22 protein-coding genes are annotated in these 24,045 nt (G+C 43.1%); 8 read left to right on the top strand and 14 right to left on the bottom strand.

Annotated elements, in window-relative coordinates; translation table 11 throughout:
- The first annotated feature begins 45 nt into the window (after nt 1-45).
- Nucleotides 46-1,140 carry a polyprenyl synthetase family protein gene (locus WC676_02995; protein MFA5059572.1) on the top strand — a complete coding sequence of 365 codons (1,095 nt, stop codon included), beginning with the start codon at nt 46-48 and terminating at the stop codon, nt 1,138-1,140.
- Nucleotides 1,141-1,157: 17 nt separating this feature from the next.
- Nucleotides 1,158-1,637, top strand: a complete 480-nt coding sequence (locus WC676_02990) for a hypothetical protein (GenBank protein ID MFA5059571.1) — start codon at nt 1,158-1,160, stop codon at nt 1,635-1,637.
- Between the two features lie 12 nt (nt 1,638-1,649).
- On the opposite strand, the gene hemW is transcribed toward WC676_02990, so the two are convergent.
- Nucleotides 1,650-2,753 (bottom strand): radical SAM family heme chaperone HemW, encoded by a 1,104-nt coding sequence (hemW, locus tag WC676_02985; GenBank protein ID MFA5059570.1) that lies wholly within the window; start codon nt 2,751-2,753, stop codon nt 1,650-1,652.
- A 77-nt stretch (nt 2,754-2,830) separates the two neighbouring features.
- On the opposite strand from hemW, the gene WC676_02980 reads away from it, so the two are divergent.
- From WC676_02980 to WC676_02970, 3 genes are read left to right on the top strand one after another with little or no spacing between them, the layout of a single operon-like run.
- Nucleotides 2,831-3,256 carry a hypothetical protein gene (locus tag WC676_02980; GenBank protein ID MFA5059569.1) on the top strand — a complete coding sequence of 142 codons (426 nt, stop codon included), beginning with the start codon at nt 2,831-2,833 and terminating at the stop codon, nt 3,254-3,256.
- The gene (locus WC676_02975; GenBank protein MFA5059568.1) at nt 3,253-4,617 is read left to right on the top strand and encodes a glycosyltransferase family 39 protein; all 1,365 of its coding nucleotides are present in this window, start codon (nt 3,253-3,255) and stop codon (nt 4,615-4,617) included. Before WC676_02980 ends, WC676_02975 begins: the two co-directional genes overlap by 4 nt.
- Entirely contained in the window at nt 4,604-6,979 is a 2,376-nt protein-coding gene (locus WC676_02970; protein MFA5059567.1) for a YfhO family protein, read from the top strand. Before WC676_02975 ends, WC676_02970 begins: the two co-directional genes overlap by 14 nt.
- A 74-nt stretch (nt 6,980-7,053) precedes the next feature.
- On the opposite strand, the gene WC676_02965 is transcribed toward WC676_02970, so the two are convergent.
- The 4 genes from WC676_02965 to WC676_02950 all read right to left on the bottom strand — a co-directional run bounded on the left by WC676_02965 (nt 7,054) and on the right by WC676_02950 (nt 9,391).
- Nucleotides 7,054-7,260: a hypothetical protein gene (locus tag WC676_02965; protein MFA5059566.1), complete on the bottom strand. Its 207-nt coding sequence runs from the start codon at nt 7,258-7,260 to the stop codon at nt 7,054-7,056.
- Between the two features lie 140 nt (nt 7,261-7,400).
- Nucleotides 7,401-8,147 carry a twin-arginine translocase subunit TatC gene (gene tatC, locus WC676_02960; GenBank protein ID MFA5059565.1) on the bottom strand — a complete coding sequence of 249 codons (747 nt, stop codon included), beginning with the start codon at nt 8,145-8,147 and terminating at the stop codon, nt 7,401-7,403.
- Nucleotides 8,122-8,313: a twin-arginine translocase TatA/TatE family subunit gene (gene tatA, locus WC676_02955; protein ID MFA5059564.1), complete on the bottom strand. Its 192-nt coding sequence runs from the start codon at nt 8,311-8,313 to the stop codon at nt 8,122-8,124. The genes tatC and tatA overlap by 26 nt, the downstream gene beginning before the upstream one ends.
- A 124-nt stretch (nt 8,314-8,437) precedes the next feature.
- Nucleotides 8,438-9,391, bottom strand: a complete 954-nt coding sequence (locus WC676_02950; GenBank protein MFA5059563.1) for an RsmB/NOP family class I SAM-dependent RNA methyltransferase — start codon at nt 9,389-9,391, stop codon at nt 8,438-8,440.
- Nucleotides 9,392-9,512: 121 nt separating this feature from the next.
- Here WC676_02950 and WC676_02945 point away from each other — a divergent pair, with 121 nt between their 5' ends.
- Entirely contained in the window at nt 9,513-9,935 is a 423-nt protein-coding gene (locus WC676_02945; protein MFA5059562.1) for a nuclear transport factor 2 family protein, read from the top strand.
- 88 nt (nt 9,936-10,023) lie between these two features.
- Here the strand turns inward: WC676_02945 and WC676_02940 are convergent, their stop codons facing one another.
- Both WC676_02940 and WC676_02935 read right to left on the bottom strand, forming a co-directional pair.
- The gene (locus WC676_02940; GenBank protein MFA5059561.1) at nt 10,024-10,392 is read right to left on the bottom strand and encodes a response regulator; all 369 of its coding nucleotides are present in this window, start codon (nt 10,390-10,392) and stop codon (nt 10,024-10,026) included.
- Between the two features lie 204 nt (nt 10,393-10,596).
- Complete coding sequence (locus WC676_02935; GenBank protein ID MFA5059560.1) at nt 10,597-11,928, bottom strand: NADH-ubiquinone oxidoreductase-F iron-sulfur binding region domain-containing protein; 1,332 nt, start codon at nt 11,926-11,928, stop codon at nt 10,597-10,599.
- Nucleotides 11,929-12,143: 215 nt separating this feature from the next.
- Between WC676_02935 and WC676_02930 the strand changes: the two genes are divergently transcribed.
- The gene (locus WC676_02930) at nt 12,144-12,380 is read left to right on the top strand and encodes a hypothetical protein (protein MFA5059559.1); all 237 of its coding nucleotides are present in this window, start codon (nt 12,144-12,146) and stop codon (nt 12,378-12,380) included.
- 21 nt (nt 12,381-12,401) lie between these two features.
- Here WC676_02930 and WC676_02925 read toward each other — a convergent pair whose 3' ends face one another.
- Complete coding sequence (locus WC676_02925) at nt 12,402-15,509, bottom strand: efflux RND transporter permease subunit (protein MFA5059558.1); 3,108 nt, start codon at nt 15,507-15,509, stop codon at nt 12,402-12,404.
- Nucleotides 15,496-16,752: a TolC family protein gene (locus WC676_02920; protein ID MFA5059557.1), complete on the bottom strand. Its 1,257-nt coding sequence runs from the start codon at nt 16,750-16,752 to the stop codon at nt 15,496-15,498. Before WC676_02920 ends, WC676_02925 begins: the two co-directional genes overlap by 14 nt.
- 175 nt (nt 16,753-16,927) lie before the next feature.
- Here WC676_02920 and WC676_02915 point away from each other — a divergent pair, with 175 nt between their 5' ends.
- A complete protein-coding gene (locus WC676_02915; GenBank protein ID MFA5059556.1) occupies nt 16,928-18,181 on the top strand; it encodes an MFS transporter in 1,254 nt (417 codons plus the stop codon).
- A 10-nt stretch (nt 18,182-18,191) separates the two neighbouring features.
- Here the strand turns inward: WC676_02915 and WC676_02910 are convergent, their stop codons facing one another.
- The 5 genes from WC676_02910 to WC676_02890 all read right to left on the bottom strand — a co-directional run bounded on the left by WC676_02910 (nt 18,192) and on the right by WC676_02890 (nt 24,027).
- The gene (locus WC676_02910; protein MFA5059555.1) at nt 18,192-18,452 is read right to left on the bottom strand and encodes a PCP reductase family protein; all 261 of its coding nucleotides are present in this window, start codon (nt 18,450-18,452) and stop codon (nt 18,192-18,194) included.
- A 9-nt stretch (nt 18,453-18,461) separates the two neighbouring features.
- A complete protein-coding gene (locus WC676_02905) occupies nt 18,462-19,934 on the bottom strand; it encodes an RNB domain-containing ribonuclease (GenBank protein ID MFA5059554.1) in 1,473 nt (490 codons plus the stop codon).
- A gap of 121 nt (nt 19,935-20,055) precedes the next feature.
- Nucleotides 20,056-20,997: a lysophospholipid acyltransferase family protein gene (locus tag WC676_02900; protein MFA5059553.1), complete on the bottom strand. Its 942-nt coding sequence runs from the start codon at nt 20,995-20,997 to the stop codon at nt 20,056-20,058.
- Between the two features lie 43 nt (nt 20,998-21,040).
- On the bottom strand, nt 21,041-22,474 hold the full coding sequence (locus tag WC676_02895; protein ID MFA5059552.1) for an NADH-quinone oxidoreductase subunit N: 1,434 nt from the start codon (nt 22,472-22,474) through the stop codon (nt 21,041-21,043).
- Entirely contained in the window at nt 22,471-24,027 is a 1,557-nt protein-coding gene (locus WC676_02890) for an NADH-quinone oxidoreductase subunit M (protein MFA5059551.1), read from the bottom strand. The genes WC676_02895 and WC676_02890 overlap by 4 nt, the downstream gene beginning before the upstream one ends.
- Nucleotides 24,028-24,045: the final 18 nt, after the last annotated feature.

Raw genomic sequence — 24,045 nt, 5'->3', positions numbered from 1 at the left:
ATCTTTCGGTTGAACGCCGAAAGACCGTGTGTTACCATAGGAGCCATGATTACGGCATTAAAAAAACAAATCGACAAAAGCTTGGCGAATTTCCTTAAGGAAATTCGCCAAGAATACAAGCTCCACTTAGTCCACCCCATCCTTTTTGAAAGCCTCAAAGACTTCACTTTGCGCAAAGGAAAAAGGATACGGCCATTGCTTCTCATTTTAAGTTACAAAGGCTACAGCAAGAAAAATACCAATCCCCCGCAAAGCCTTTACAATGCCTCCACCTGCATGGAACTTTTGCACAACTTCATGCTCATTCACGATGATATTATTGACCGCTCAGATCTAAGGCGCGGCAAACCCACCATGCATAAACTTCTCAGCAAAGCAGCCAAAACACAAGACAGGGAAAAACTGGGCTACGATCTTAGCATTGTCGCCGGCGATATTTTGTACGCTTTGGCGATCGATGCCTTTTTATCCATTAACGAAAAACCTTACCGCAAAGAAGAAGCCTTAAAATATTTTATTAAAACAGCCGCCTTTACGGCCATGGGAGAATTCATCGACATCTTGCATGGAGTCAATCACATCAAAAAGATATCGGAAAAAGATGTATTTTTGAATTATTCCCTTAAGACGGCCCGCTATACTTTTGAATGCCCGATGGTTGTCGGCGCTATTCTTGCCGGCGCCGGCCGTAACGACATCCGGAAACTTTCCCAGCTTGGCCTGATGATCGGACAGGCATTCCAGATCCAAGATGATATTTTAGGGATCTTCGGATCTCAGAAAAATATCGGCAAATCTATTCTAAGCGACATCGCCGAGTCGAAGAAAACAATTCTCGTCTGCCATGCTTACCGGAAAATGAACCGCCGTCAGAAAAAGGAATTTATGCAGCATTTCACGAAAGAAAAGAAATCCTATCGAGACCTCATCGCGATCAGAAAGATCCTGATGGAATCAAAAAGCCTGCGTTACAGTTTATTAAAAATAAATTCCCTTTTGGAAAAATCAAAGATCATTATTTCCAAGCTGCGCATCAGAGATCAATACCGCGCGATCATTTTGCAGTCATTTTTGCAGTTGTTCCAAGAAAGCGAAACCATCGGCCGGGACAATCGTATCCCCATCCGCTTTTTTAAATAACTTTCTCTTGCTACCCTATGGCATTCGAAAAAGAGATCACTTGCCCAAAATGCAAAAGCGAAAATGTTGAGATCGTCTCTTCGGTCTATTATTCTTTAAGATCAAAAAATCTCGCAAGAAAATTCGATCTTTTTCTGGATAAGCGCGTTGGGACCTACACGCAAAATATGACCGCGCGTCAGAAAGAAAGGTTGTTGCATCGGCTCACGCCCCCTAAAGAACCCAGAAAAACCCTTCCGGCCGGACGTATCGCGTTTATGGCGTTTTTGATCTCGTATTTAGCGACCAGCGCGCTCATGCTCGGACGGCTCGGGCAAAAAGATTATTTTCTCATGACGCTGATCACCGCGTTTATTGTGGGGATCCCGTTTTATCTTATCCTGCGGTTGGTTATCCGGGATTTTCATAAAGATATTATTCGCTACCGTCGTCTGCGAACTGTTTGGGATAAGCAATATTTCTGCCGTGATTGCAATGAAGTTTTTATTCCGAAATAGCTTTTTGATATTTTAGATAAGCCGCGAGCACAGCTCATCTAAAATAAGCCTTCCGCAATCGGTCACTTTCAGAATATTATTTTCCTGTGTTAAAAATCCATCTCGAAGAAATTGGTTCACCGCTTCTACCTGGCCTTCCGGCAAGGCACATGAAAATCTTTTCTCCAAAGCCGGCACATCAACACCGCGATTCATCCTTAAACCGAAAAGCAAAGTCTCCATAAAGCGCTGTGCAGGATCAAGCCGCTCTTCTCCTTCAACCGGGCTTACATTTTGATTCGTTTTGGAAAGATAATCACTAAGATTTGAGGTATTCCAAGATCTTGTTCCGTCTTTGTGCGAATGTGCTCCGACGCCAAGCCCGATATAATTTTCTCCCTGCCAATAGGCAAGATTGTGCCGCGATTCTTTTTTGGGTTTCGAAAAATTACTTACTTCATACTGTGGAAATCCTAGATCGTTTAGAAACTGGATAACCAAGCTGTATTGCTCAGCACGTAATGTATCGTCGCTCAGTTGAACACGACGGGAGAAAAATTTACTTTTTTCTTCGACCGTTAAAGCATAAAGAGAAATGTGCTCGCTGTTTAAGCTAGCCATCGCGCGCACATCACCTTCGATCTCGAAAGAGGTTTGTTGCGGAAAAGAGAACATCAGATCAAGACTGATGTTCTGAAACCCCGTTTTCCGTAAAATACGAAAAGCTCCTAGGGCGCAATCACGTCCGTGATTGCGCCCTAGAAATTTAAGATACTTTTCCTCCAGTGATTGAACGCCTAAGCTTACGCGATTAACACCCAGGTCATATAACAATTTTGCCTTTTCGACATCAAGGCTTTCCGGATTAGCTTCCAGTGTTACTTCGCAATCCGCAGAAAGTACAAACTTTTGCTTAATAATAGAAAATAGCTTCTTTAATCCATCCGCAGAAAGAAGGCTGGGTGTTCCTCCTCCGATGTAAACTGTTTTTAAGTTCTCACCTTTATAAAAGTCGGCTTCTTTGGAAAGCGCGTCAAGATACGCGTCCATTTTATGCGTTTGGCCCACCGCGATCACAAAGGAGCAAAAAAGGCATTTGCTTTGGCAAAACGGAATATGGACGTAAAGCGAGTTCATGGCGGTTATTGTAACATTATGTTAAAAGAATCAAAAATGATAAAACTTATAGTAAAATACTCATAAGCTCTGATCCCATGAAAGAAATCATTTCTAAATATTGCCGCATTGAAAACATGATCCTGGCTTTCCTTATTCTTATCATAGCCGGCAATGCCCTTTCTCTTTTCAAAAACTACCAGAAATCCGCTCAGACCAAAGGCATTATACAATTCACTGAACCGGGTTTTGAATTTGCTCGCTTTAAGAAATATCTGAAAAACGAGCGGATCATTGGCTTTCTCACCGATAAAGACATGTCGTCAGAGCGTAATGACGGACAATTTCTATCCGCGCAATTTGCCTTAGCGCCCACCGTCCTTGACCTTAACGGCTTATCTCATCAATTTTTTATTATCGACGCTACAAATCTCGTGAACGCTTCTGAAATGACCAAAAAATTAAATTTGAACCCGCTTCACGTCAATGAACATGAAAAGATTTTAGCCGAAAAAAATCCATGACGCCTTTACTGCCTTTTTTGTATTCATTTCTCCTGGGCCTTTTGATCACTTCGGTAGCTTTACGCAAAAGTCAAAACATCGGATCATTTCTTTTTTGTTTGCTATCCGTGGGAATTGGGCTAGGGGCCTCCTCGACACTCATCTTTTTTTCTTTTCTTCTTTGCGGCGGATTTAATATCCCCATCATCATTCTTTTGCACGCAGGGCTCACGCTGGCCTTGGCTATGATCTTATTTGCTGGCCGCTATCGACATATTAAATTCAATGCCAATCAAATATTTTCATCATGGGTTTACATTATTCTCTTTGCGGCAGCATCTTACGTTGTTTACATTCTCGCTTGCAGCCATCCTTTTGGCGAATGGGACGGTTGGGCTGTTTGGAATATGAAGGCAAAGTTCCTGATCGCAAGCACAAGCAATTGGAAAGATCTTTTTCAAGAACTTCATTGGCACACGCAACCCGACTATCCTTTACTATTACCGATGATCAATGTCTGGGGATCAACGATGATTCAGAAATATTCGCCCCAAGTGCCTTTCTGGACCGGGATCATTTTTACCGTCGCCTGCCCCGCGCTTGTATTTTCCGGATTAAAGCAATACGCAGAAAACAGGACAGCTCTTCTTGGCTCATGTCTGATCTTATTTCTGCCTGCTTATATTTACCTGGGAACAACACAATACGCGGACATTGTTTTTGCTTACTATTTGTTGGCTGTTTGTGTCTGTTTTGTTCTTTTCACCCGAGAAAAAGAAAACGGTTTTGGCATTCTCCTAGGATTATTCTTAGGCTTTTTATCATTCTCAAAGAACGAAGGATTTGTGGCGTTTCTGCTGTTTTTTATTCTTATCTTCTTTTACCGTTGCCGGCCTTTTAAAAAGATTTGGACAAACCTATCGTCTTTGCTACCCGTTGTTCAGGGGCTTATTTTTACTTTACCGGCTCCCTTGATATTCAAATTCTTTCTTTCTCCTGCTAACCGCGACATCACTTTAAAGAATTCGCCAAGTTCACTAAAGTTTCTTAATTGGGAAGGCTGCTATCTCGTTACAACCAGTTTCTTTCAGGAAATATCCTCCGCGGTTTGGAACTACCTTTGGATCGCTTTAGCGATTCTCATCGTTTGGCGGGCGCCGCGCTTTATAAAAAAGGAATCCGGAGTTTTAACTCTATTCTTTTTATGTTACGCGTTGTGTGTTTTCTTTGTTTACCTCACAACGGCGAATTTTGACCTGATGTGGCGACTATCCCGAACACTGCAACGGATCCTTTTTTGTTTATTGCCTTCTTTGGTTTTTCTGGTATTTTATTGTTGCTGGAATAAAGAGAAAGCCAACACCCCTAATGAAAAACCCTAAAAAGAATTTCCTCAAAGAAAACCTTTTGATCATCGGGATCTTATCGGCTCTAATCGCCGTATTTTTCTATGACATTGTCTTTTTAGGACGCACCTTTAAGGTCGCAACCGCCAACGCCCAGGCTTTTCATTATGGTGTTTACGGGCAAGAACATAACCGCCCCGCTTATATTCCCGTCAACGGAACTGACGCGTCCGTTTTGGAAGAACCTATCTATCAATTCATCAAGAATAATTTTCAACAAGGCATTATTCCTCTATGGAATCCTCATCAGGCCTGCGGCTATCCTTTGATCGGGATGATCCAGGTGGGGATGTTTTTCCCGCTTCATCTCATCCTTTATCTTCTGCCGGAATTATATTCCTGGGACATTTTGATGCTGGCAAGATTTTTATTCGGCGGATTATTTTTATATTGGTTCATGCGGGTTTTACGATTTCCCAGAATACCTTCTTTGGGCGCGGCGATCATTTTTATGTTCACCGGCCCCATGACCCTTTTGCAGTATTGGATCGCCAATGTTGAAATCATCGCGCCACTACTTCTTTTGTCTTTAGAAAAACTCATTCGTGAAAAAACAGCGCGAGCCATCGGGCTTGTCGCCATAGCCACCGCATTGACATTTTTTGGCGGACATGCCGAGCATATCTTTTTTGTAAACGGGTTGGGATTTTTATTTTTTATTTTCCGCACACTCACCATCAAGCCAAAACCAAACTTTAAGACCGCTGCCGGACAGCTTAGCCTTTCTTACATTTTGGGATTTGCTTTATCTGCTATTGTCCTTTTTCCATTTTTGCGTAATCTTAATTCCGAATTTTGGCACGCGCATCCCCAAAATGTGGGATTATCTTCCGGAGAAGTTATTCATCGCATCATCACCTTGGCTGTTCCGCATTTTTTTCAGAAAGAAAATTTAACCTACGATTTTACGTTCGCCGGATGGTGGGGAGGATATTTAGGCATTATTCCCCTGGCATTGGTTGTTTTAAGCTTGTTCAACAAACAACGATGCGGATTAAATTATTTCTTTGCCGCAATAGCTTTTATAGCCGTTGCAAAATCTTACAGTTTTCCTTTAATTAACTGGATAGGATACTTACCGATCTTTGATATTTGCCGTTTTGCGATCCATACACCTCACGTTGTCGCGCTGTGCACGGCTATTGCCGCCGGGATGGGATTACGGACGATCCTTTGTGCCGGCCATCTTTTTAAGAAAAATTTAGTGTTTAGCGCAACTTTCGTAGCCATTATTTCCGGTTATTTACTTTACTTTAGAGATTCCGGGCATCTCGCGCAATCGCTTCATGCGAGTATTTTTGCTTTCTGCGTTCTTATCTTCTTTGGGCTGATCCTTTTTCTGAAAGATAAAAATATCTTAAAAAAACAGCATGCTATTCTAGCAATCGTCTTTTTGCTCATTTTCGAATTATTTCTCTATATTCACCGAGAACATCCCAAGCGTTTTCAATCGTTTGCCAAAATTCCCTACATTGAATTCTTAAAAGATACTCCACAACCGCAAAGAGCCTACGGGGTATTCTGGCAATTTTATCCGAACACGGCCACCGGCTATGGCGTTGATGATTTTGGGATCTTTCAAGATTTTCTGCCTAACCGGTTCGTTAATTTCTTCAATCAACTCGTGATAAGAAATCATTTTAGGCAAGACCTGCGTCCGCCGGCTTTGCGCACGGTTTCTCTTCCCGACGATAATCCGCTTTTAGATATGCTTAACCTTAAATATATTGTTGCTCCTATAAACAGAGGCGGATCTCCGGAAATATTGCTCAGCGGATCGTATACAAAACCAATGTACTTAAAGGCAACGTTGGCCGACACGACCAAAGCTGCTTATTCCAAGGAAGTAGTGATCTATGAGCGCACGAAGGCTTTTCCGCGGGCCTTTATTGTCCACCGCGCTATTTTTGATAATACCAGCGATGTCCCTTTTAACGCGATAAAGTTTATCAGCCAGAATTTAAATGAGGCTGTGGTTTTGGAAGGGGCTTCTGACCGCGAGATGGAGAAACAACTCTCTCAAATTCCGGTGCGCGACAACTCAAAAGCGGAAATTACCCGATACACAGCTAATGAAGTTATTATTGAAGCGGATTTAGAAAACGCCGGGCTAGTTGTCTTAAGCGATGCCTTTCACCCGGATTGGAAGGTTTTTGTGGATAACAAACCCTCCAAACTTTATGCGACCAATTATCTTATCCGTTCGGTTTTTGCGCCCGCCGGAAAACATACGGTGAGATTCTCTTTTGAACCGCCTTCTTTTTACATCGGTTGCATCGTGAGCATCTTGTCTTTTCTGCTGGTAATATTGTTGATCTTTAGGGCTAAGAAAGAATAAATTATTCGTAGAAAATAAAGAGCGGGCTGCCCCGGTTATTACCGGGGCAGCCCGCTTGCTTTTTCTAAACTGTCTTAAGCTTTCTTAGATTTTAACTGCTTATACTTATCCGGCATATGGTACTTCATCCAGCCTTCCGAGTAAAGCCTTAGCCATTCATCGGTCGCCCGCTCAATCCCGATGCTATAACCGGATTTCTGGCTTTCGATCCACAGATGCTTATTGATCTCTTCGGTAACTCTTTTGTCCTTTAGCAACTCTTTAACATCGTTGATCTTCATTTGCTCTTTTCCTCCTTAACCTTGTGTTCTTTTTGTCTGCCTACACTTTAGATTCTATCGCGATTTTAAAATAACACAAACGATTTGAAAGTTATTTTATTAAAAAAATATAAAAATACAAGCTAAAAATTAATACAACGTCAACTCTCCCTGGCGCAAGATTGGCACTTTTGATGAATCGACGGATTGATCAAAGCAGCTAACCCAATGCTGATCTCGTAAAGCACGATGATCGGAATAGCCATTAAAAGCTGTGACACACAATCCGGCGGAGTTAAGATCGCGCTAACAATTAAGATAATAACGATCGCCAAACGCCGTTTTTGTCTTAAGAAATCCGGCGTAACGATCCCCATCGTCGTCAATATGGCAATGACAACCGGTAATTCAAAAACAACGGCGAATGATAAAACCAGTGTCACAACAAATGACACATATTTTCCGATTGTGATCATCGGTCGCAGCATCGAGCTTGAGAAACTTAAAAAGAATTTTAGCGCGATCGGTAAAATAATAAAATAGGCGAACAAGGCTCCTAAGATAAAAAGAAAAAGCGAGGCGGGAAGGAAAATAGACAGCAGCTTTTGTTCCTGAGCTTTAAGCCCCGCAGAAATAAAATTCCAGATCTGGTAAAGAATATACGGCGATGCTAATAAAACAGCCCCTAGCATCGTTAGCGTAATATGCGCCATCAATGCTTCCGCCGGAGAAGTAAAAACAACACTGCCAACAGGGCGGATCAGAAAATCCATGGCTTGATGAATATATTGATAAAAAAAACAAGCCGCCACAATAATAGCAAGAATGGATCTAATGAGGCAGCTTCTTAATTCATCAAGATGTTCAAGGAAGGTAAGCTGATTATGACTTTTTTTCGTTTCCATCATCTTTGGTGGCATCTTTAATACTATTTCCCATTTCCTTGCTGGCATTACGAAATTCTTTAACGGCTTTTCCTAAGGCCTGGCCTATTTCCGGAAGCCTTTTCGCCCCAAAGAAAAGAAGGACGATCAAAAGGATAATGATCAGTTCGCTAAATCCGATATTAGACATCCTTTTCCTACCTCGCTTTCTGAAAGTTTTCTTAAAATAATACTGAATCGTACTCTAACATTGGGCGTATTCTACCCCTATTCTATGAAGGAAACAAGCCAAAAAATCTAACGGCGCAAGGCAACTATTCTTTAACAAGTTTTGTAATAAAAAATCCCTCCATGTCCTTGGTCGGTAAAACCCGCAAACAATTCTTAACTTCTTTACGAAAATCCTTTTGCCCCCAGGAAAGCAAAGACGGATAGCGTGGGACAAAGTCCATTTGGATCTCTTCAACCTTAAAATTCTCTTTTGTCTTACGTAAGAACCAATCGATAACGCCTTCATTTTCTTCCGGAGAAAAAGTGCACGTTGAATAGACCAAGCTTCCTCCCGATTTTAATAAGCGGCTTGCGGCTAAGAGAATCCCTCTTTGTTTGTGAACCATTTCTTTTATCTTCCTGGGGCTCCAATAAGCCAATGTCTTAGGCTCCAGAGTAGAAAAACGCCCTTCCGCACTACAAGACGCATCCACCAAGATCTTATCAAAAAGCATATTCGTCTTAAATTTTCGGGCATCTAGGAATTTGACATCCGCGATAGAAACGCCCAGAAGAGAAATAACGGATCTCAACTTATAACATCTGTCTCGCACGGCATCAAGCGCCACGATAGACCCTTGGTTATTCATGTGAGATGCTATTTGCGTTGTTTTACTTCCCGGTGCCGCGCACATATCTAGGACATTTTCAGAGGGTTGAGGATTCAAGGCAAGCACCGGAAGCATGCTAGACAAACTCTGAATATACGCTAACCCTTTTTGTAAGATCTGTGTTGTATCCAAATCTTTGGGCAACGTATCTTGAAGGATCAAGACATGTTTATACCAAGAAACAGGCTCAAACCTAAAACCATTCTCGCACAATATCTGACCAACTTCATCCGCATTACTTTTTAGCGTGTTAACCCTCAGGCTTAAAGCTCGGCGCTGTGAAAAAAGTTGATAGCGATACTCAAATTCTTCCGGAGGAATAATTTCGCGTAAGCGCTGTAAGAATATTTCAGGGAGGTTGCAGGTATTCATAAAATAATGTTTCATTGTATGATGTTTTATGGGCATTTTCCACTCAAAACATATCTTGACTATTTTTTGACGCTACGCTAAATTAATGAGGATTTTAAGTTTGCGCAGCAAGAGAACACCACAGGAAAGGATATTTATGAAACAATCTGTTTCTCCGAACACAGAAGAATGGTCCAAAGAACAAAAAGAGATCTGGCAGCATCTTGAGCGTCACTGGGAAATCCTCACGCAAGGCAAGGTAAAAGAATTTTTAGAATACATTCATCCCGATTTCCGCGGTTTCGGCCACGAAAGCCCTTTAATGCTGGACAAGCGCTGGTTGACCAAATGGGTCGGTTTCTGGTGTGAAAATACCAAATTTCCGATTTACTACATCAGCCCTATCAGCTGCGGTGTTTTCGGAAATACGGCGGTTTTACAGTATTATCTTTTTACGATCGAAAAGAACTTGGAAGGCGGACGCCGTTCGGTACGCCGCTACACGATGACATGGATGAAAGAAAACGATAAGTGGCAAGTCATCGCCAGCCATAATAACGTCATTAACGATACCGTTTAGGTTTTTAAAGGAATACTTTAAGAAATACAGAGGCGCCCGTCATGAAACATGACGGGCGCCTTCTTTTACTTCCCTAAATTCTAGCCTGCTATTCTAACCCTAAAGCATTCTTGATCTTTTTGATCAAGCTCTCTTCTTTTTGCAGTTTATGATAATAATCGACAGCCTTGGGGATCCTGAGCTTTTGTTCACTCACCGGATAAACGCTTGTTACAATGACCGGCAATCCCGGAACATATTCTTCGATAATATCAAAAATATCCCGTCCATCAACCTCGCTAATATTGATATCCAATAAGATAAGGTCAAGCTTGCTTTTCTCGCGCATCAAGATATTGGCCACTTCCAAAGCATTGGAAGCCTCCACGACCTTAAATCCTTCTTTGATTAAAAGCTTCTTATACTTTTTTCGTAATTCTTTTTCATCATCAACAATAAATATAAGTCTTTTAACCATCTCTTCACGCTCCTTCACTTATTCCTTATCAAAACATCTCAAAATACATTTTCTGCTGCTATTGTAGCAGAAAGTATTTTTTTTACAAATTTAAAATAAGATGCGGCCTTTGTTTTCTATCTTCCTTTAGCGACGAGAATAAAAGATGAAGGCGCTGCATCATAAAGTCAACGCTATTGAATCGAGATTAAATAATTGTTTTATCTAACCTTTATCATCAAATTTAAAAACTTTTGAATACTCATCAAAATCGATGATTTTGGGCAAGAATGGAACGCGGGAGTGTGGGCAAGTTTTTCCTAAATGGGATTCAAATTCCTTAGAAAATTTTTGAATAGTGCTGGAAACTAAAGCAGCTTCTTCCACGGGAAGAAAACAGCGTGTTTGATTGGTGATCTTTCCGCATTCATGAGAAATAGCGTCCAGATCATCTTTGGTGCCATAGCCTTCCTCAATGCGGCGTAAATGATTGGTAATGATCCGGCAACCCATATTGCAAGGTTGGCATTGGCCGCAAGATTCTTTCGCTAAAAACTCCGATAAACGTAACAGCGCATGCACAATACAAACACTTTCATCATAAACAAAAAATCCGGCTGAACCCAGTCCGCTTCCGGCAGAACGCATGGATCCAAAATCAAGTGGCGTTGCGAATTGTTCCGATGTGATAACACGATTAGCCACGCCCGAATAAACAGCCTTGATGGGATATTTTTTATCTTTAGGCCCGCCGCCGATATCTTCTAACAAAACTTTTAAAGGTGTTCCTAGTGGAAGTTCATACATGCCGGGATTTTTCACATCACCGCATAAGGTAAAGATCATCGTTCCCGGCGTGTCCGCGCTTCCAATCGTCTTAAACCAATCCGCGCCCTTAGATAAAATATTCGGCAAGTGGCTCATGGTCTCAACATTATTAACGACCGTCGGATTATAGTCGGTCGGCGTGAAACGTACGCCTTGCATATACGGCGGGAAAATTCTCGGCAAAGCGCCTCGCCCGTCAATCACTTCCAGAAGAGCTTTTTCTTCCCCAAAAAGGTATTCATCGGGGCCTAAGACAATATTAATATATCCGGCCGGCGCAATTCCTGCCTGCTCCATTTCCTTAAGAGCGCTCCGAACACGTTCGACCTCAAGAGTAAATTTCTCTTTTAAACCGATAAAAACTTCTTTGGCGCCAATCGCATGAGCGGCAATCAAAAGTCCTTCTAAAAGTTTGTAAGGATTTTTTCTCAACAAATATCGGTCTTTAAACGTCCCCGGCTCGCCCTCGGATCCGTTGCAGACAAGATATTTATTAGGACTTGGATCATGAACGGTGGTTTCCCATTTTAAAGCCGCCGGAAATCCGGCGCCGCCGCGTCCGCGCAGTTTAGAAGCCTTGACCTCGGCGATCACATCCAATGGCTTCATCGCGCGAGCTTTCTTTAAGCCGGATAATCCGCCTAAATTTTCGTATTCTTTCAAGGATCCAACGGGCTTAAGATCTTCCGGAAGTAAAATGCGCAGTTCTTGAGGTAAAGGTTTTGACATTATTTTAGATAAATTGATGTGTCATTTTTATATAGTTCAAAAGGATTCTTCTTTGTTAAATAGCGTTTTATTATATTATCTTTGTTTTTAGGTGACAACAAAATCTTTTTGTTCCAACCAGGTTTGAAGTCAAGATTTCAAATAACTTTAAAGATTTTATGATAAAATAAATCAATAAAAAATGCTGATCATTTATTCAAAAGAGAGGAGCACCTATGGTATTAACCCTGACGGAAATAGAAGACATCCTCAAGAAAAACTTACCTTCTGCTTCTGAGAAAGATATTCAAAAAACCGCCCTGTCTTTGATCGAAGCAACGGGAAAATGGAAAGAAGTTGATCTAGTTGAAACACTGGGCGCTGAGCTGTCAGTCCAATGCCGCGATATTTGTGTTTTAGGCAATGCCCATCATAACGGTAAACGTATCCGCGCTTTCATCACTGAACAATAGATCATTGCCCGCTAGAAAATTTTAAACCGGAAGTTCCTCGGCAGTTGCCTTAAGTTTCTTGTGCTCAAATCTGGCAAACAAAGAATACACACAAGGAATAACAAAAACTGTTAACGCTGTTGAAACAATAACTCCTCCAATAACAGTTACCGCCATCGGGCGCAATACTTCTGAGCCGGGCCCCAAAGACAAAGCCGGAGCCAAAGCCGCGGCAATGGTCGCGAACGAAGTCATGAAGATCGGGCGCAACCGCACACTTCCCGCTTCCAAAAGCGCTTCCGTAACAGAACGGCCTTGCGCGCGCAATTGATTAGTGAATTCCACGATCAAAATAGAATTTTTCTTCACGATCCCCATCAAGAGCACGATCCCAATAAAACTGTAGATATTGATCGATTGATTAGCGATCCATAATCCTAAAAACGCGCCTGAAATGCTGAAAGGCAGAGCCAATAGAATCGTAACGGGATCGATATAACTGTTAAATTGCGACGCTAAAACCATATAGGCAATAATAATTCCTAACCACAAAACAAGATAGAGGCTTTCAAAGGACTCGCGGTAAGTTTGCGTGCTACCACCCGCTTCAATACGGTATCCTTCCGGCAGAATATCTTTCGCGATCTTATGCGCCGCCGCAATAGCGTCGGACTGAGAAGCGCCTTGTTTCACGTTGGCCCGAAGCGCAATAGCACGCTCCCGGTCTTTGCGCGTAATCGTGGTGGTGGTTTTTTTCGATGAAACTGTGATCACATCTTTTAGCTGAACTAATTCTCCATGATTGTTCCAAAGCCATAAATTCTCAATATCCTCTATTTGCGTACGTTGCGAAGGGATAAGGCGCACCCGCACATCATAACGGCGTCCGCCTTGTGTATACTTCGCCACACGTTCTCCGGCAATTAACGCATTGATCGTCTGTCCGATCTCATCAATGCTGACCCCGCGTTCGCTGGCTTTTTGGCGATCAGGAAAAATACGGACTTCTGTTGCGCCCTCTTCGTAATTCGTATCAACATCCGTAAGTAGCGGGTTTTCTTTCATTTTGGTCTCGATCGCTTCGCTTAATTCGGTTAATTTATTCCAACTGCGGCCAACCAACGTCATATCCACCGGATATCCCCGCGAAGACGCCAGGCCGCCCAAAGACGGATCCTGGATGCTTACCTTTACATCAGATATTTTTTTCAGTTCTTTTCGAAAATAATCCATCATATCCTGATGTGTTGGACGCCTTTTAAAAGGATCAAGTACCGGACGATCTTTAGGATCTTTTAGCGTTACAAAGATCTGCCCGCTGTTCACCTCTCCTCCGCCAAAACCGCCCACGGCCGTGAAATACCGCAAAACCTCGGGGCGAGCTGTAATGATCTTTTCTGCTTCACGAAACTTCTGATCTGTAAACTCAATGGAAGATCCCACCGGCGCTTGCAGGCGGCAGAAAAACATGCTCTGGTCTTGGGATGGAATAAATTCTTTTCGTAAGATCTTCGCTATTCCAAGCGAGGCAAGAAATAAACTGAACGAAACAATGATAACAATAGCGCGATGCGATAAAGACCAGGCAAGCTGCTTACGGTAAAGCTCAGCCAAACGCCGAAAACCTGTTTCAACAGCTTTACCGACAAAACTTTGGTGTTCCTTGATCTGCAAGAATTGCGCGCATCGCATCGGCGTAAAAGTGAGGGCCTCTAAAAGCGAAATAGCAACAGCAACAGATAGCGTAACGCCGAACTGATAAAAGAATTTTCCGATGATCCCTTTCATAAAGGCCACGGGAAGGAAAATAGCAATGACGGCAAACGTCGTCGCCATGGCCGCAAAGGTGATTTGCCTGGCACCCAGACTAGCAGCTTCCGTCGGATTATGCCCTTTCTCACGGTAACGCACAATATTTTCCAGAACCATAATGGCATCATCCACCACAATACCGATCGCCAAAGAAAGAGCCAGCATGGTAAAGGTATTAAGCGTAAACCCGAAGAAATTAATAACAATAAACGTTCCTAAGATCGACGTAGGAATAGCCAAAAGAATATTGAGCGTTGCCGATATTGACCCTAAGAAGAGCCAACAGATAAGAGAGGTGATGATCGCCGACAAAATAAGGGTGAACGTTAGCTCATGCATGGATTGTTCAACAAATCTCACCCGATTAACGTTAAGCTCGACCTTGATCCCTTCAGGAGATTCTTTTTGAACTTCCGCTAAACGCTCTAAGACCCTTCGCCCCACATCAACTTCATTAGACCCGCGTTGTTTACGAATACCGATCCCAACGGTTTGAACACCGTCTCGTCGGGAAATGCGCCGCACATCCGCCAACCCGTCTTCAATAGTGGTAACATCTTTTAAATAAATGGGCTTGTAGACCGGCCGTCCGCCGCGCTGCAGGATAATGATGTTGCCAAATTCTTCCGTATTAAGCGCTTCTCCCATCGCCCGAACACTAAATTCTTGAGATGATGTTTCCAGGCGTCCCGCCGGAACTTCACTATGGCCGCGCTCGATGGCACCGATCACATCCTGAACGGTCATTTCATAAGCGGTAAGTTTTTCGGCATCGATCCAAACACGTAGATTTCGATCTGAAAATCCGCCTAAGAAAACTTCGCCCACGCCTTTGATCGTCGTAAATCGGTCTTCTAGATAATTTTGGACATAATCCATAAGAGCCCGCAGGGGCATGCCATCGGCGGTAACCGTGATCCACATGATCGGCTGATCTTCGGGGTTACTTTTTGAAACCGTTGGCGGATCCATATCGCGCGGAAGCTGGCGCTGCGCTTGGGAAAGTTTTGTTTGAATTTCCTGAATAGCGACATCAATATTGCGGTCAATATCAAATTCGACTGTCACCGAGGCTTGCCCTTGGCGAACGCTAGAATTAATTTCTCTTATTCCTTGAATGCCTGTAACCGCATCTTCGACAACATCGACAACATCCGTTTCCATGACTTCGGGCGCGGCCCCTTCCCAAGAAACACGAATGTTAGCAACAGGAAAATCAACATCCGGCATACGGCCGACACCTAAACGCCCGAAGGAAATATAACCAAAAAACATCAATCCCAGCATAAGCATCCAGGCAAATACAGGGCGACGAATAGAGATATCAGAAAGTATCATCAAAGGCCTTCCCTAAAGAAACTTGAAATTGCCAATAACGCCGTTTCATTTCATTTTGAATGGCAATATGATCCCGCCGGCTGTCTTGCAGATCTTCTAAAACTTGCAAAATATCCAAATTGCTGACTAAGTTAACACGAAAATCTTCCAACTGAAGATCATAATTTTTCTGTGCCGCATCTAAAGCTTTACTGATCGCCTGGTAACGCCGAATAGAAGATTGAAGCTGACTATAAGAATTTTGGATATCCAAAAGAGCGCTACGTTTGACCTGCTCAAACTTAAGCTGCTCTTGTTTTGCCTGCGAGCGGGCCTCGCGCACGGCCCCGGCTGTTTCGCCGCCTTCAAAAAGCGGGACATCCACACTAAGTGTCGCGTCCCAATCAATATCTTTAGAACTTCCGACACGCTTGGTGTATTGATTTCCCTTCGCTTCCACCGTCGGCCAATATTTTGAACGCTCGATCGTAATATTTTTTTTAGCTTGGATAAAAGCTTCATGCTCCGCTAAAACATCGGGACGATTTTCAGTATATGATTCATACTCGCTTAAAGGTTTTAATTCTTGAATAACGCCGCGATCATCATTCACTACTTCAAAAGTACTTCCGGTTAAAAACGCCAGCAGTTGCGCGGCAACATCCTTTTCGCCTTTTACTTCTTCAATATCCGCTTCCACGCGGCTAATGCGCGCGTCAACGCTGGCAATTTCACTTAACCGCGACCGTCCCAATTCTTCGCGCTTGACCAATTCAACGCGGCGATCGGCAAGAACCGCGCGAATGCTTTCCAGCGTTTCAATATCCTGTTGATAATTTAAATAGAAATAAAACGCGTCCGCTACGTCTTTAAAGAGAAGTTGTTTGGCGCGCTTAAGCTCGTGTTGGCGTTGCTTTTTCTCTGAACGCCCCGCAGCGATCGCGGCAAATTCTTTAAATCCGGTAAAAAGCGGCTGACTGAAAGTAAATTTCCCTTCGGGAGTTTCCCGGGAAGACGAACCTCCCGCGTCTTCCCATTTTTGAGAATAGGAATACGAGGCACGCGGCAAAATAGTGCTTAGCGCCTGCCCAAAACGCGCCTGCGCTTCACGAATGGCCTCTTGGTTGATGGCAACCGTTTCGCTTTGTTTAAGAGCTAATTGATAACAATCCGTAAGAGTGGGAGAATCTTCCGGCTGGGACGAGACGACCGTCGGAATTAAAACAAAGAAAAGAATAAAAATAAAGGAATTAATACGTTTCATAATGGCTTATTCTACTTGAAAAAAAGATAAATACAAATATAAATCGTCGTCACTTTTGTGAGAATGATTGACAAACCTTTATTCCTATATTAAATTGCTAACAATTATTCGCCTTATAAATCTACGGCCATAAGGTCGTAGAGTTTCATTTAGGTCCCACAATCTAGAAAAACCTATGAACAATCCCCAGAACACACAAAGTTTTGTCATTTTTAAGATCCCTGAAATCCGTTTTTTTATCGGTACCGTGGGATTTTTTACATTAGCCAACCGCGCCCTCGTTGTTATCATTGGTTTACAAATTTACCAATTAACGCATAGCGCTTTGGCTCTTGGCATCTTAGGATTAGTTGAAGCAATTCCGGCCATTTCTTTGGCACTTTTTGGCGGACATGTTGCCGACCGCGTTGACCGGAGAAAAATTCTTCTTATTACCCGAGGAGTTTCAACTCTTTGCGCGTTTCTTTTGGCATTTATTTCTTCTGATCCAGGGCAAACAAGTTTGATGGGACTTTATAGCGTTATATTTTTAGCGGGAATCGCGCGCGGTTTTTCCGACCCAGCCTCCACCGCTATGGAGGCACAAGTTGTTCCCAAAGAACTAACTGTCAATGCCGCATCCTGGATCGCCAGCACCTGGCTTTCTTGTTCGATTATCGGGCCGGCCGGCGTAGGATTTTTATACGACGGCTTCGGGATCGTTAATACCTACTTCATTATAGGAATACTCTTTATTCTTTCTTGGATCTGTATGGTATTTATTGCTCCTAAGCCAAGGCCGGTAATACCTAAAAATGAATCTCTTTTCCAAAGCATCAGCTTAGGACTAAAGTTTGTTTTTAAGGAACAGGCTCTGGTCGGCTCAATGTCACTAGATTTATTTGCCGTACTTTTTGGCGGACAGATCGCGCTTTTGCCCATTTTTGCCACCGATATTTTACACGTCGGAGCCAAAGGCTTGGGGCTTTTAAACGCCGCTACCGCCGCCGGAGCATTGATCATTATGGTTATCTCCACCAAGCATCCTCCCATTCGCCACGCGGGACGCAACCTGATCTTTTGCGTAACAGGTTTCGGGATCACCATGATCGTTTTCGCATTCTCAAAAGATTTTTACTTATCTCTGGTGTGCCTTTTCTTGAGCGGTATATTCGACGGAGTCAGCATGATCATTCGACGGTCTATCGTCCGGCTTCTTTCGCCTGAACATATGCGCGGGCGCATCGCCTCAGTCAGCTGGATCTTTATCGGAGCATCGAATGAGATCGGCGCTTTTGAAAGCGGGCTTGTAGCTCACTGGATAGGAGTTATTCCCTGTGTTTGGGCGGGAGGACTGGCAACGTTGGGTGTTGTTATGCTGGCGACAAGTCTTGCACCAAAACTTCGACAATTAAAATTTGATCCGCAGAATTTAAATCGGATAGGATAAGGGTAAGGAACTATTTATTACTGTATCCGTATTTCGTATAATCAATTCCTAACGCTTCCATATCACATTTGAGCGGGCCCTGGAAACCAAACGGCGTCTCAGCAAAAAATGCGTCCACCAGGTCTTTTTCGGTAACTTCTAGATGATTTTCTTTAGCAGCAATGTTCTCTGCTCTATTAGATACTTTTTCTTGCGCCACCGCTCGTAAAAAAATCGGAATTTTTTCGATCAACTGTTTGAATTTTGTATCGGTATCCGGATCCCAATTCATAGACTTAAATTAATTAGCGCCTTCAAAATCGACGTGTCCTTCTAAAGGGTCAAGGCCGGTCAACCGCACGCGCACTTTACTACCGACATTCATGTGGACAAAATTGCGCATCACGCGCCCTTCCACGGGCGGATGAAAAAGCCTGACATAAGTTCCTTTTTCCGAAGCGCCGGTGATCATACCTTCAAAAACTTCTCCGATGCGCCCGCGCAAAAGAATGGCGCCGGCCACCTTGATCATAAAGCGCTCTACTTTTTTCGCTGATTGATCACGGTCCGTGCACCAATCCGCGATATTTTGCAATTCAAGTTTAGTATATGGTGTGTTTTTCTTATCTAAAACGGCCTTGATAAGCCTTTGTAAAACAATATCCACATAGCGCCGATTAGGAGCTGTAGAATGCGTATAACTTCTAACCGCCAAACCAAAATGCCCTACTTTTCTTTTTCCCGGCTCGATTAGGTCATATTCGGCATGGCCTAGCAATTTAACAACAGCGAGCGACAAATCAGGAAAACGGTCCGGGTTACGGTTTCGCTGGCGAATAAGAAAATCAGACAATGCCTTAGCATCAGCCTCTTCGGGTAATTGATCGCTTAGATCATAAGCTAAAGCAACGATTTTGATCCAATGTTCTGGCGTACGTAAAATTCTTTGAATATAAGGAAAATTATTTTTCTCTAAAAAGTTCGTCATGGTCCCATTAGCCGAGATCATAAAATTCTCAATAATAAATCGCGCCGCATTAGAATGCTTTACAGCAATGTCTTTGACCTCATGATTTTCCATTAAGACTTTTGCCTCGAGCGTATCTAGTTCCAAAGCGCCTTGGCTCAAGCGAAAATTCCTCAGCCTTTGTGAGGCTTCATTTTGCAAGAGAATTTGGTCTTTCAGTCCTTCAATGCTCTCAACTTTTTCCGGAATAGGCCCTTGATCTTCCAACCACGCCCCTAAGGGTTCATAAACTAATTTTGCTTTATTATGAACAAGGGCTCGGCGGACATCTCCAGCGCGAAATTGCCCGTCGCGGGTCACAAAAAAATCGACAACAACAGCCTGGCGGTCTTCTCCTTCGCGTAGCGACGATAGATCGTTGCAAAGTTTTTCGGGGATCATCGGAAAAGTTTCTACTTCCGCGTACACGGAAGTTCCGTTCTGACGGGCGCGCTTGTCCATCGCAGAACTTTTAGGGATATACGTATCCACATCGGCAATAGCCACAAAAACATGGATCTCATCGCGCAAAGAACGCTCACAATATTCTAGCTGATCTAGATCTAAAGAATCCGAATTATCAATGGAAGACCACAGAGAAGAGCGCATATCTTCTACAGATTTGTCCACCGGCAAGGTCTTTAATTGATCTTTGAGCCTTTCAACTTCTTTATTAACCGCTTTGGAAAACCCGGGTTCAAAACCGTATTTGATCATCGCCTGGCGGGCAATGGAAGGAAGGCTAATGGTGCGCATAGGATTATTCATCGTTTTTTATGTTCCATGGATTTTTATAGGGGATTTCTGAAAAACTTTCATCTTATTTTTGCATACTTTAAGGCAAGTTCCCAGCGGAAAGTCTTTTTTTATTCCGCCTTAGCCCTAAAAACTATTCACCGGCCGTGCGCTTGCTCTTCCAGCGCCGATGCATCCATCCGCCCCATTCTTGCGGATAAAGACAAATATATTTTTGGATAACTTTTGTTAGCAAGGAAACATTACGCACGAGAACTTGTTGCGCGCCTTGCTCTGCTTCTTGCGGCGAAACAGTTTCTAGTTCAACAGGTGGGTCGATCATGATCTTATAGCCGTCGATTCCATCACGAACGATAAAAACAGGCAAGATCGGTGCTTGAGAGCGCTGTGAAAAAACAACCGGGCCTGTGGCTGTCGCTGCCGGTTTCCCAAAGAAATCAACAAAAACCCGCCCATCATCCCCATAATTCTGGTCAAGCATGATAAAAAGGATCTGATTATCCCGCAGGCATTTTAAGGATTTGACCACGCACTGACGAGGCGGCAGAGAATAAATCGTCTGGATCCCGTTTTCGTCGCGAAATTTGGAAATGTATTCTTCGAACTGGCTGTCGCGCACGCGGCGCATAATACAATTGGTTTTATAACCTTCCATGGCCATGCGCAAATACATTAAAATAAAATTGCCCATATGCGCGCTCAAAAGAATAGCGCCTTTGCCCTGGCTTAATACTTTATCGAGATTGTCTTTTCCCTGAATAGAAACTTTTTTAAAAACTTCCCCAGGGCGGTCAATAAAATAGATAAGCTCGATCATTCCCAAGCCAAAATTCTTAAAATAATCTTCGGCGATTTTCTTAATCTCCTGCTCGCTTTTTTCTCCTGAAAAAGCAATATGAAGATTTTCCATCACTAAACCTTTCTTATTCATCAGAAGCGGACGGCCAACAATGATAAAGCAGGATAGGAAAAACTTGAAAACAGAATACGGCAGGCGGCTAATAAGCCAGCGGGCGACAAAAAGGGCGTTTCGTCCGAGAAAACGGGACAGCTTGGTTTTAAGGTCAGAGGTCAATTTGGATAATTTCTTATTAATTTATGATACAGCGCGCGAAACCTTATAAAGGAAGCGCGAGAGTGCTAAAGAATGACTGGGTGATGGGTAGAATATGTTCAAAGACCGGATATGGGACAATTCCAAGAATAACGGTTCCGGAAATACAGATGAGAAGGACAAACTTTTCCACAGGAGATAAAACGATCGGCAAACTTCCCTCCAAAGGCTCGATATAAACTCTTTTGAGGATCATTAAATAATAATAGATAGACACAACGCTCATCAAAACGCCGATCACGACAAGCCAGGTAAATCCGCTTTCCACGGCGCTAGAAAAAAGATACAGCTTTCCCAAAAATCCGACCAGCGGAGGAACGCCGCCCAAAGACATTAAAGCAATGAGCAAAGACAATGCTAAAAGAGGCGAACGTTTGGAAAGCCCGCGATAAGCTTCAATATCATCACTTTCTATTTTTCCGCTAAAAATAATAATAACGACAAAGGCGCAAAGATTTGAGAATAAGTAAGCCACCAGATAAAAAAGGCACGCACTTATTCCGCTAAAAGACGCGACGGCTAAACCCATCAAAATATAACCGGCCTGAGCGATACTGGAATATCCCATGAATCTTTTGATGTTCGTTTGCGGAATAGCCAGGATATTTCCTAAAACGATCGTGACAGCACTTAAAACAGCCATGATCATGCCCCACTCGGCTTTTAAATTTCCAAAGGCCATTAAGAACAATCTCATTAAGACAGCGAAGCCGGCCATCTTCGTTCCCACAGAGAAAAAGGCAACGACGGGAGTTGGCGCGCCTTCATAAACATCCGGAACCCACATATGAAATGGAACGACCGCGATCTTAAAACTTAAAGCGATCAAAATAAGCGCGACACCAACATAAAGAATGGCTGAGGAAGGATTTGTTGTCGCCGCCGCGATTTCCGAGAAATAAAGCGTTCCCGTCGCCCCATAAACCAAGCTGATCCCGAATAAAAGAATTCCCGACGCCATAGCGCCTAAAAGAAAATACTTGATGCCGGCTTCTGTCGATTTAGGATTGGGTTTCTGATAAGCGCTTAAAATATAAGAACTAATGGATAATAATTCTAAGGAAACATAAAAAGTGATCATCTCTTGGCTGGACACCATCAGGATCATTCCCAGCGTCGCTGACAGCAACAGAATGAAATATTCGCCCGTAAATCGCGGATTCTTTTTAAGAAAATCGAAAGAAACAAGGATGGTGATGAAAACGGTCAAAAGGAATAATGTTTTTAAAAGCGCGCTAAATCCATCCGCGACATACATATCAAAAAATGTTGTTCCGGCCGGCTGTCCGAAAAATGAATAGGCCAAAACAACAAAGCTTCCGACAGCGGCTAAGCGTTTTAAGATATCCTTTTGTTCGGTCAATAGATCGACGATAAAAAGGATGCCGATAAGAGCGCACAATAAAAATTCAATTTTTAAAAGCCCTAGATCGATCAAAACATTCCCCCTATTTTGATGACAACAGCGGCAACAGCCGGATTAATAACATCGGTCAGAATAGCCGGCCAAACACCCAATAAAATAAGAAAAAAGATAAGAATTGAAAGAGGGATTTTCTCGGCCAAAACCGCATCTGACACTACAATGGAATGACCCGCATGCCCCGCCGAAGGTGCTTTTTCCCCGCTATGCGCGGATGAAAATTGAACGCCTAATTGAGACAAGAATATTTTCTGCAAAACTCGCAAGACATAAATGGCGGTTATGACAACTCCTGTTGCGGCCACGATCGTAAGCAACGGATAACTGCGGAAGGCTCCGACTAAAACCAAAAATTCAGCGATAAAACCGCTGGTACCGGGTAATCCTAATGAGGCAAGTCCACCGATGGTAAATGCAACCGCTAAAAATGGTGTCAGCTTAGCCAGCCCGCCCATTTCCGCAAGAATTCTGGTATGCGTTCTTCCGTAAATACACCCCACTAAAGCGAAGAAAAGCCCGGTCATAACTCCGTGAGAGAACATTTGAAAAACCGCGCCATCCAAGCCGATAAGATTAAGACTGCAAATCCCAAAAAGAACAATGCCCATATGGCTTACGGATGAATAAGCCACAACGTATTTCAAATCTTTTTGTGACATAGCAACTAAAGCGCCGTAGACGATATTCACAACCGTCAAAAACGCGAAAAACGGACACCATACTTTTGCGCCGTATGGAAGCAGCTGCAATGCCACTCGGATAATGCCAAAAGCTCCCAATTTCATCAATACCCCTGCGTGCAGCATACTCACCGCGGACGGAGCCGACGCGTGTCCATCGGGAGACCAAGTATGAAACGGCCATAAACCCGCCAAAATACCAAACCCAACAAAAATGAGCGGAAAAAGGATCACCTGAATATTTTTATCAAAACTGTAATTACTTAAAGCGATCCAATCAAAAGTTCTTAAGCCCGACGCGAAATACATCACCAAGATCCCAACTAAAATAAAGGCACTTCCTAATAAAAGATAAAGCGTTAATTTCATAGCCGAATATTCTTTTTTCCCGGTTCCCCAAATACCGATCAAAAGATACATCGGCAAAACAGCTAATTCATAAAAGAGGAACAGAAAGAAAAGATCCAGAGAAACAAAAACGCCAAAGACACCTGTGACTAAGAAAAGTAAAAGCGCGAAATATTCTTTGGGCCGGCCCACACCGCCTAATAAACCGGCAGGAAGAAATTCATGCGAAGAGATCAAAACTCCGGTAAAAATAATAATACCGGTTAAAAGCACCATGGAGATCCCGATTCCGTCCACGCCAACTTGATAGGTAATTCCCAGCTGCGGCAACCAGAGCATTTTCTCCATAAATTGAAATCCGCCCTGTGAACGGTCAAAGCATAAAAACGCCGCGCAAGAAAAAACCATGGCGATAAAACTTGAAATGCCCGCCGCCCATTTAATGGCGCGATGATTTCTTTCAGGAAGCGCCATGACCACAAGGCCGCCTAAAAAAACCGTCGATAAAATAACCGATATGAACGGAAACTGCGAACTCATAATTTCAAATGCCTTTCT

The sequence above is a fragment of the Candidatus Omnitrophota bacterium genome, from assembly GCA_041649175.1.
Lineage (GTDB): Bacteria > Omnitrophota > Gorgyraeia > Zapsychrales > JBAZNR01 > JBAZNR01.
This window is presented reverse-complemented; position numbering and strand designations above follow the sequence as displayed.

Excerpts from the sequence above, each read along its gene's own strand:
- WC676_02995 (MFA5059572.1), top strand. The coding sequence starts at position 46 with ATGATTACGGCATTAAAAAAACAAATCGACAAAAGCTTGGCGAATTTC.
- WC676_02990 (MFA5059571.1), top strand. The coding sequence starts at position 1,158 with ATGGCATTCGAAAAAGAGATCACTTGCCCAAAATGCAAAAGCGAAAAT.
- hemW (MFA5059570.1), bottom strand. The coding sequence starts at position 2,753 with ATGAACTCGCTTTACGTCCATATTCCGTTTTGCCAAAGCAAATGCCTT.
- WC676_02980 (MFA5059569.1), top strand. The coding sequence starts at position 2,831 with ATGAAAGAAATCATTTCTAAATATTGCCGCATTGAAAACATGATCCTG.
- WC676_02975 (MFA5059568.1), top strand. The coding sequence starts at position 3,253 with ATGACGCCTTTACTGCCTTTTTTGTATTCATTTCTCCTGGGCCTTTTG.
- WC676_02970 (MFA5059567.1), top strand. The coding sequence starts at position 4,604 with ATGAAAAACCCTAAAAAGAATTTCCTCAAAGAAAACCTTTTGATCATC.
- WC676_02965 (MFA5059566.1), bottom strand. The coding sequence starts at position 7,260 with ATGAAGATCAACGATGTTAAAGAGTTGCTAAAGGACAAAAGAGTTACC.
- tatC (MFA5059565.1), bottom strand. The coding sequence starts at position 8,147 with ATGATGGAAACGAAAAAAAGTCATAATCAGCTTACCTTCCTTGAACAT.
- tatA (MFA5059564.1), bottom strand. The coding sequence starts at position 8,313 with ATGTCTAATATCGGATTTAGCGAACTGATCATTATCCTTTTGATCGTC.
- WC676_02950 (MFA5059563.1), bottom strand. The coding sequence starts at position 9,391 with ATGAAACATTATTTTATGAATACCTGCAACCTCCCTGAAATATTCTTA.
- WC676_02945 (MFA5059562.1), top strand. The coding sequence starts at position 9,513 with ATGAAACAATCTGTTTCTCCGAACACAGAAGAATGGTCCAAAGAACAA.
- WC676_02940 (MFA5059561.1), bottom strand. The coding sequence starts at position 10,392 with ATGGTTAAAAGACTTATATTTATTGTTGATGATGAAAAAGAATTACGA.
- WC676_02935 (MFA5059560.1), bottom strand. The coding sequence starts at position 11,928 with ATGTCAAAACCTTTACCTCAAGAACTGCGCATTTTACTTCCGGAAGAT.
- WC676_02930 (MFA5059559.1), top strand. The coding sequence starts at position 12,144 with ATGGTATTAACCCTGACGGAAATAGAAGACATCCTCAAGAAAAACTTA.
- WC676_02925 (MFA5059558.1), bottom strand. The coding sequence starts at position 15,509 with ATGATACTTTCTGATATCTCTATTCGTCGCCCTGTATTTGCCTGGATG.
- WC676_02920 (MFA5059557.1), bottom strand. The coding sequence starts at position 16,752 with ATGAAACGTATTAATTCCTTTATTTTTATTCTTTTCTTTGTTTTAATT.
- WC676_02915 (MFA5059556.1), top strand. The coding sequence starts at position 16,928 with ATGAACAATCCCCAGAACACACAAAGTTTTGTCATTTTTAAGATCCCT.
- WC676_02910 (MFA5059555.1), bottom strand. The coding sequence starts at position 18,452 with ATGAATTGGGATCCGGATACCGATACAAAATTCAAACAGTTGATCGAA.
- WC676_02905 (MFA5059554.1), bottom strand. The coding sequence starts at position 19,934 with ATGAATAATCCTATGCGCACCATTAGCCTTCCTTCCATTGCCCGCCAG.
- WC676_02890 (MFA5059551.1), bottom strand. The coding sequence starts at position 24,027 with ATGAGTTCGCAGTTTCCGTTCATATCGGTTATTTTATCGACGGTTTTT.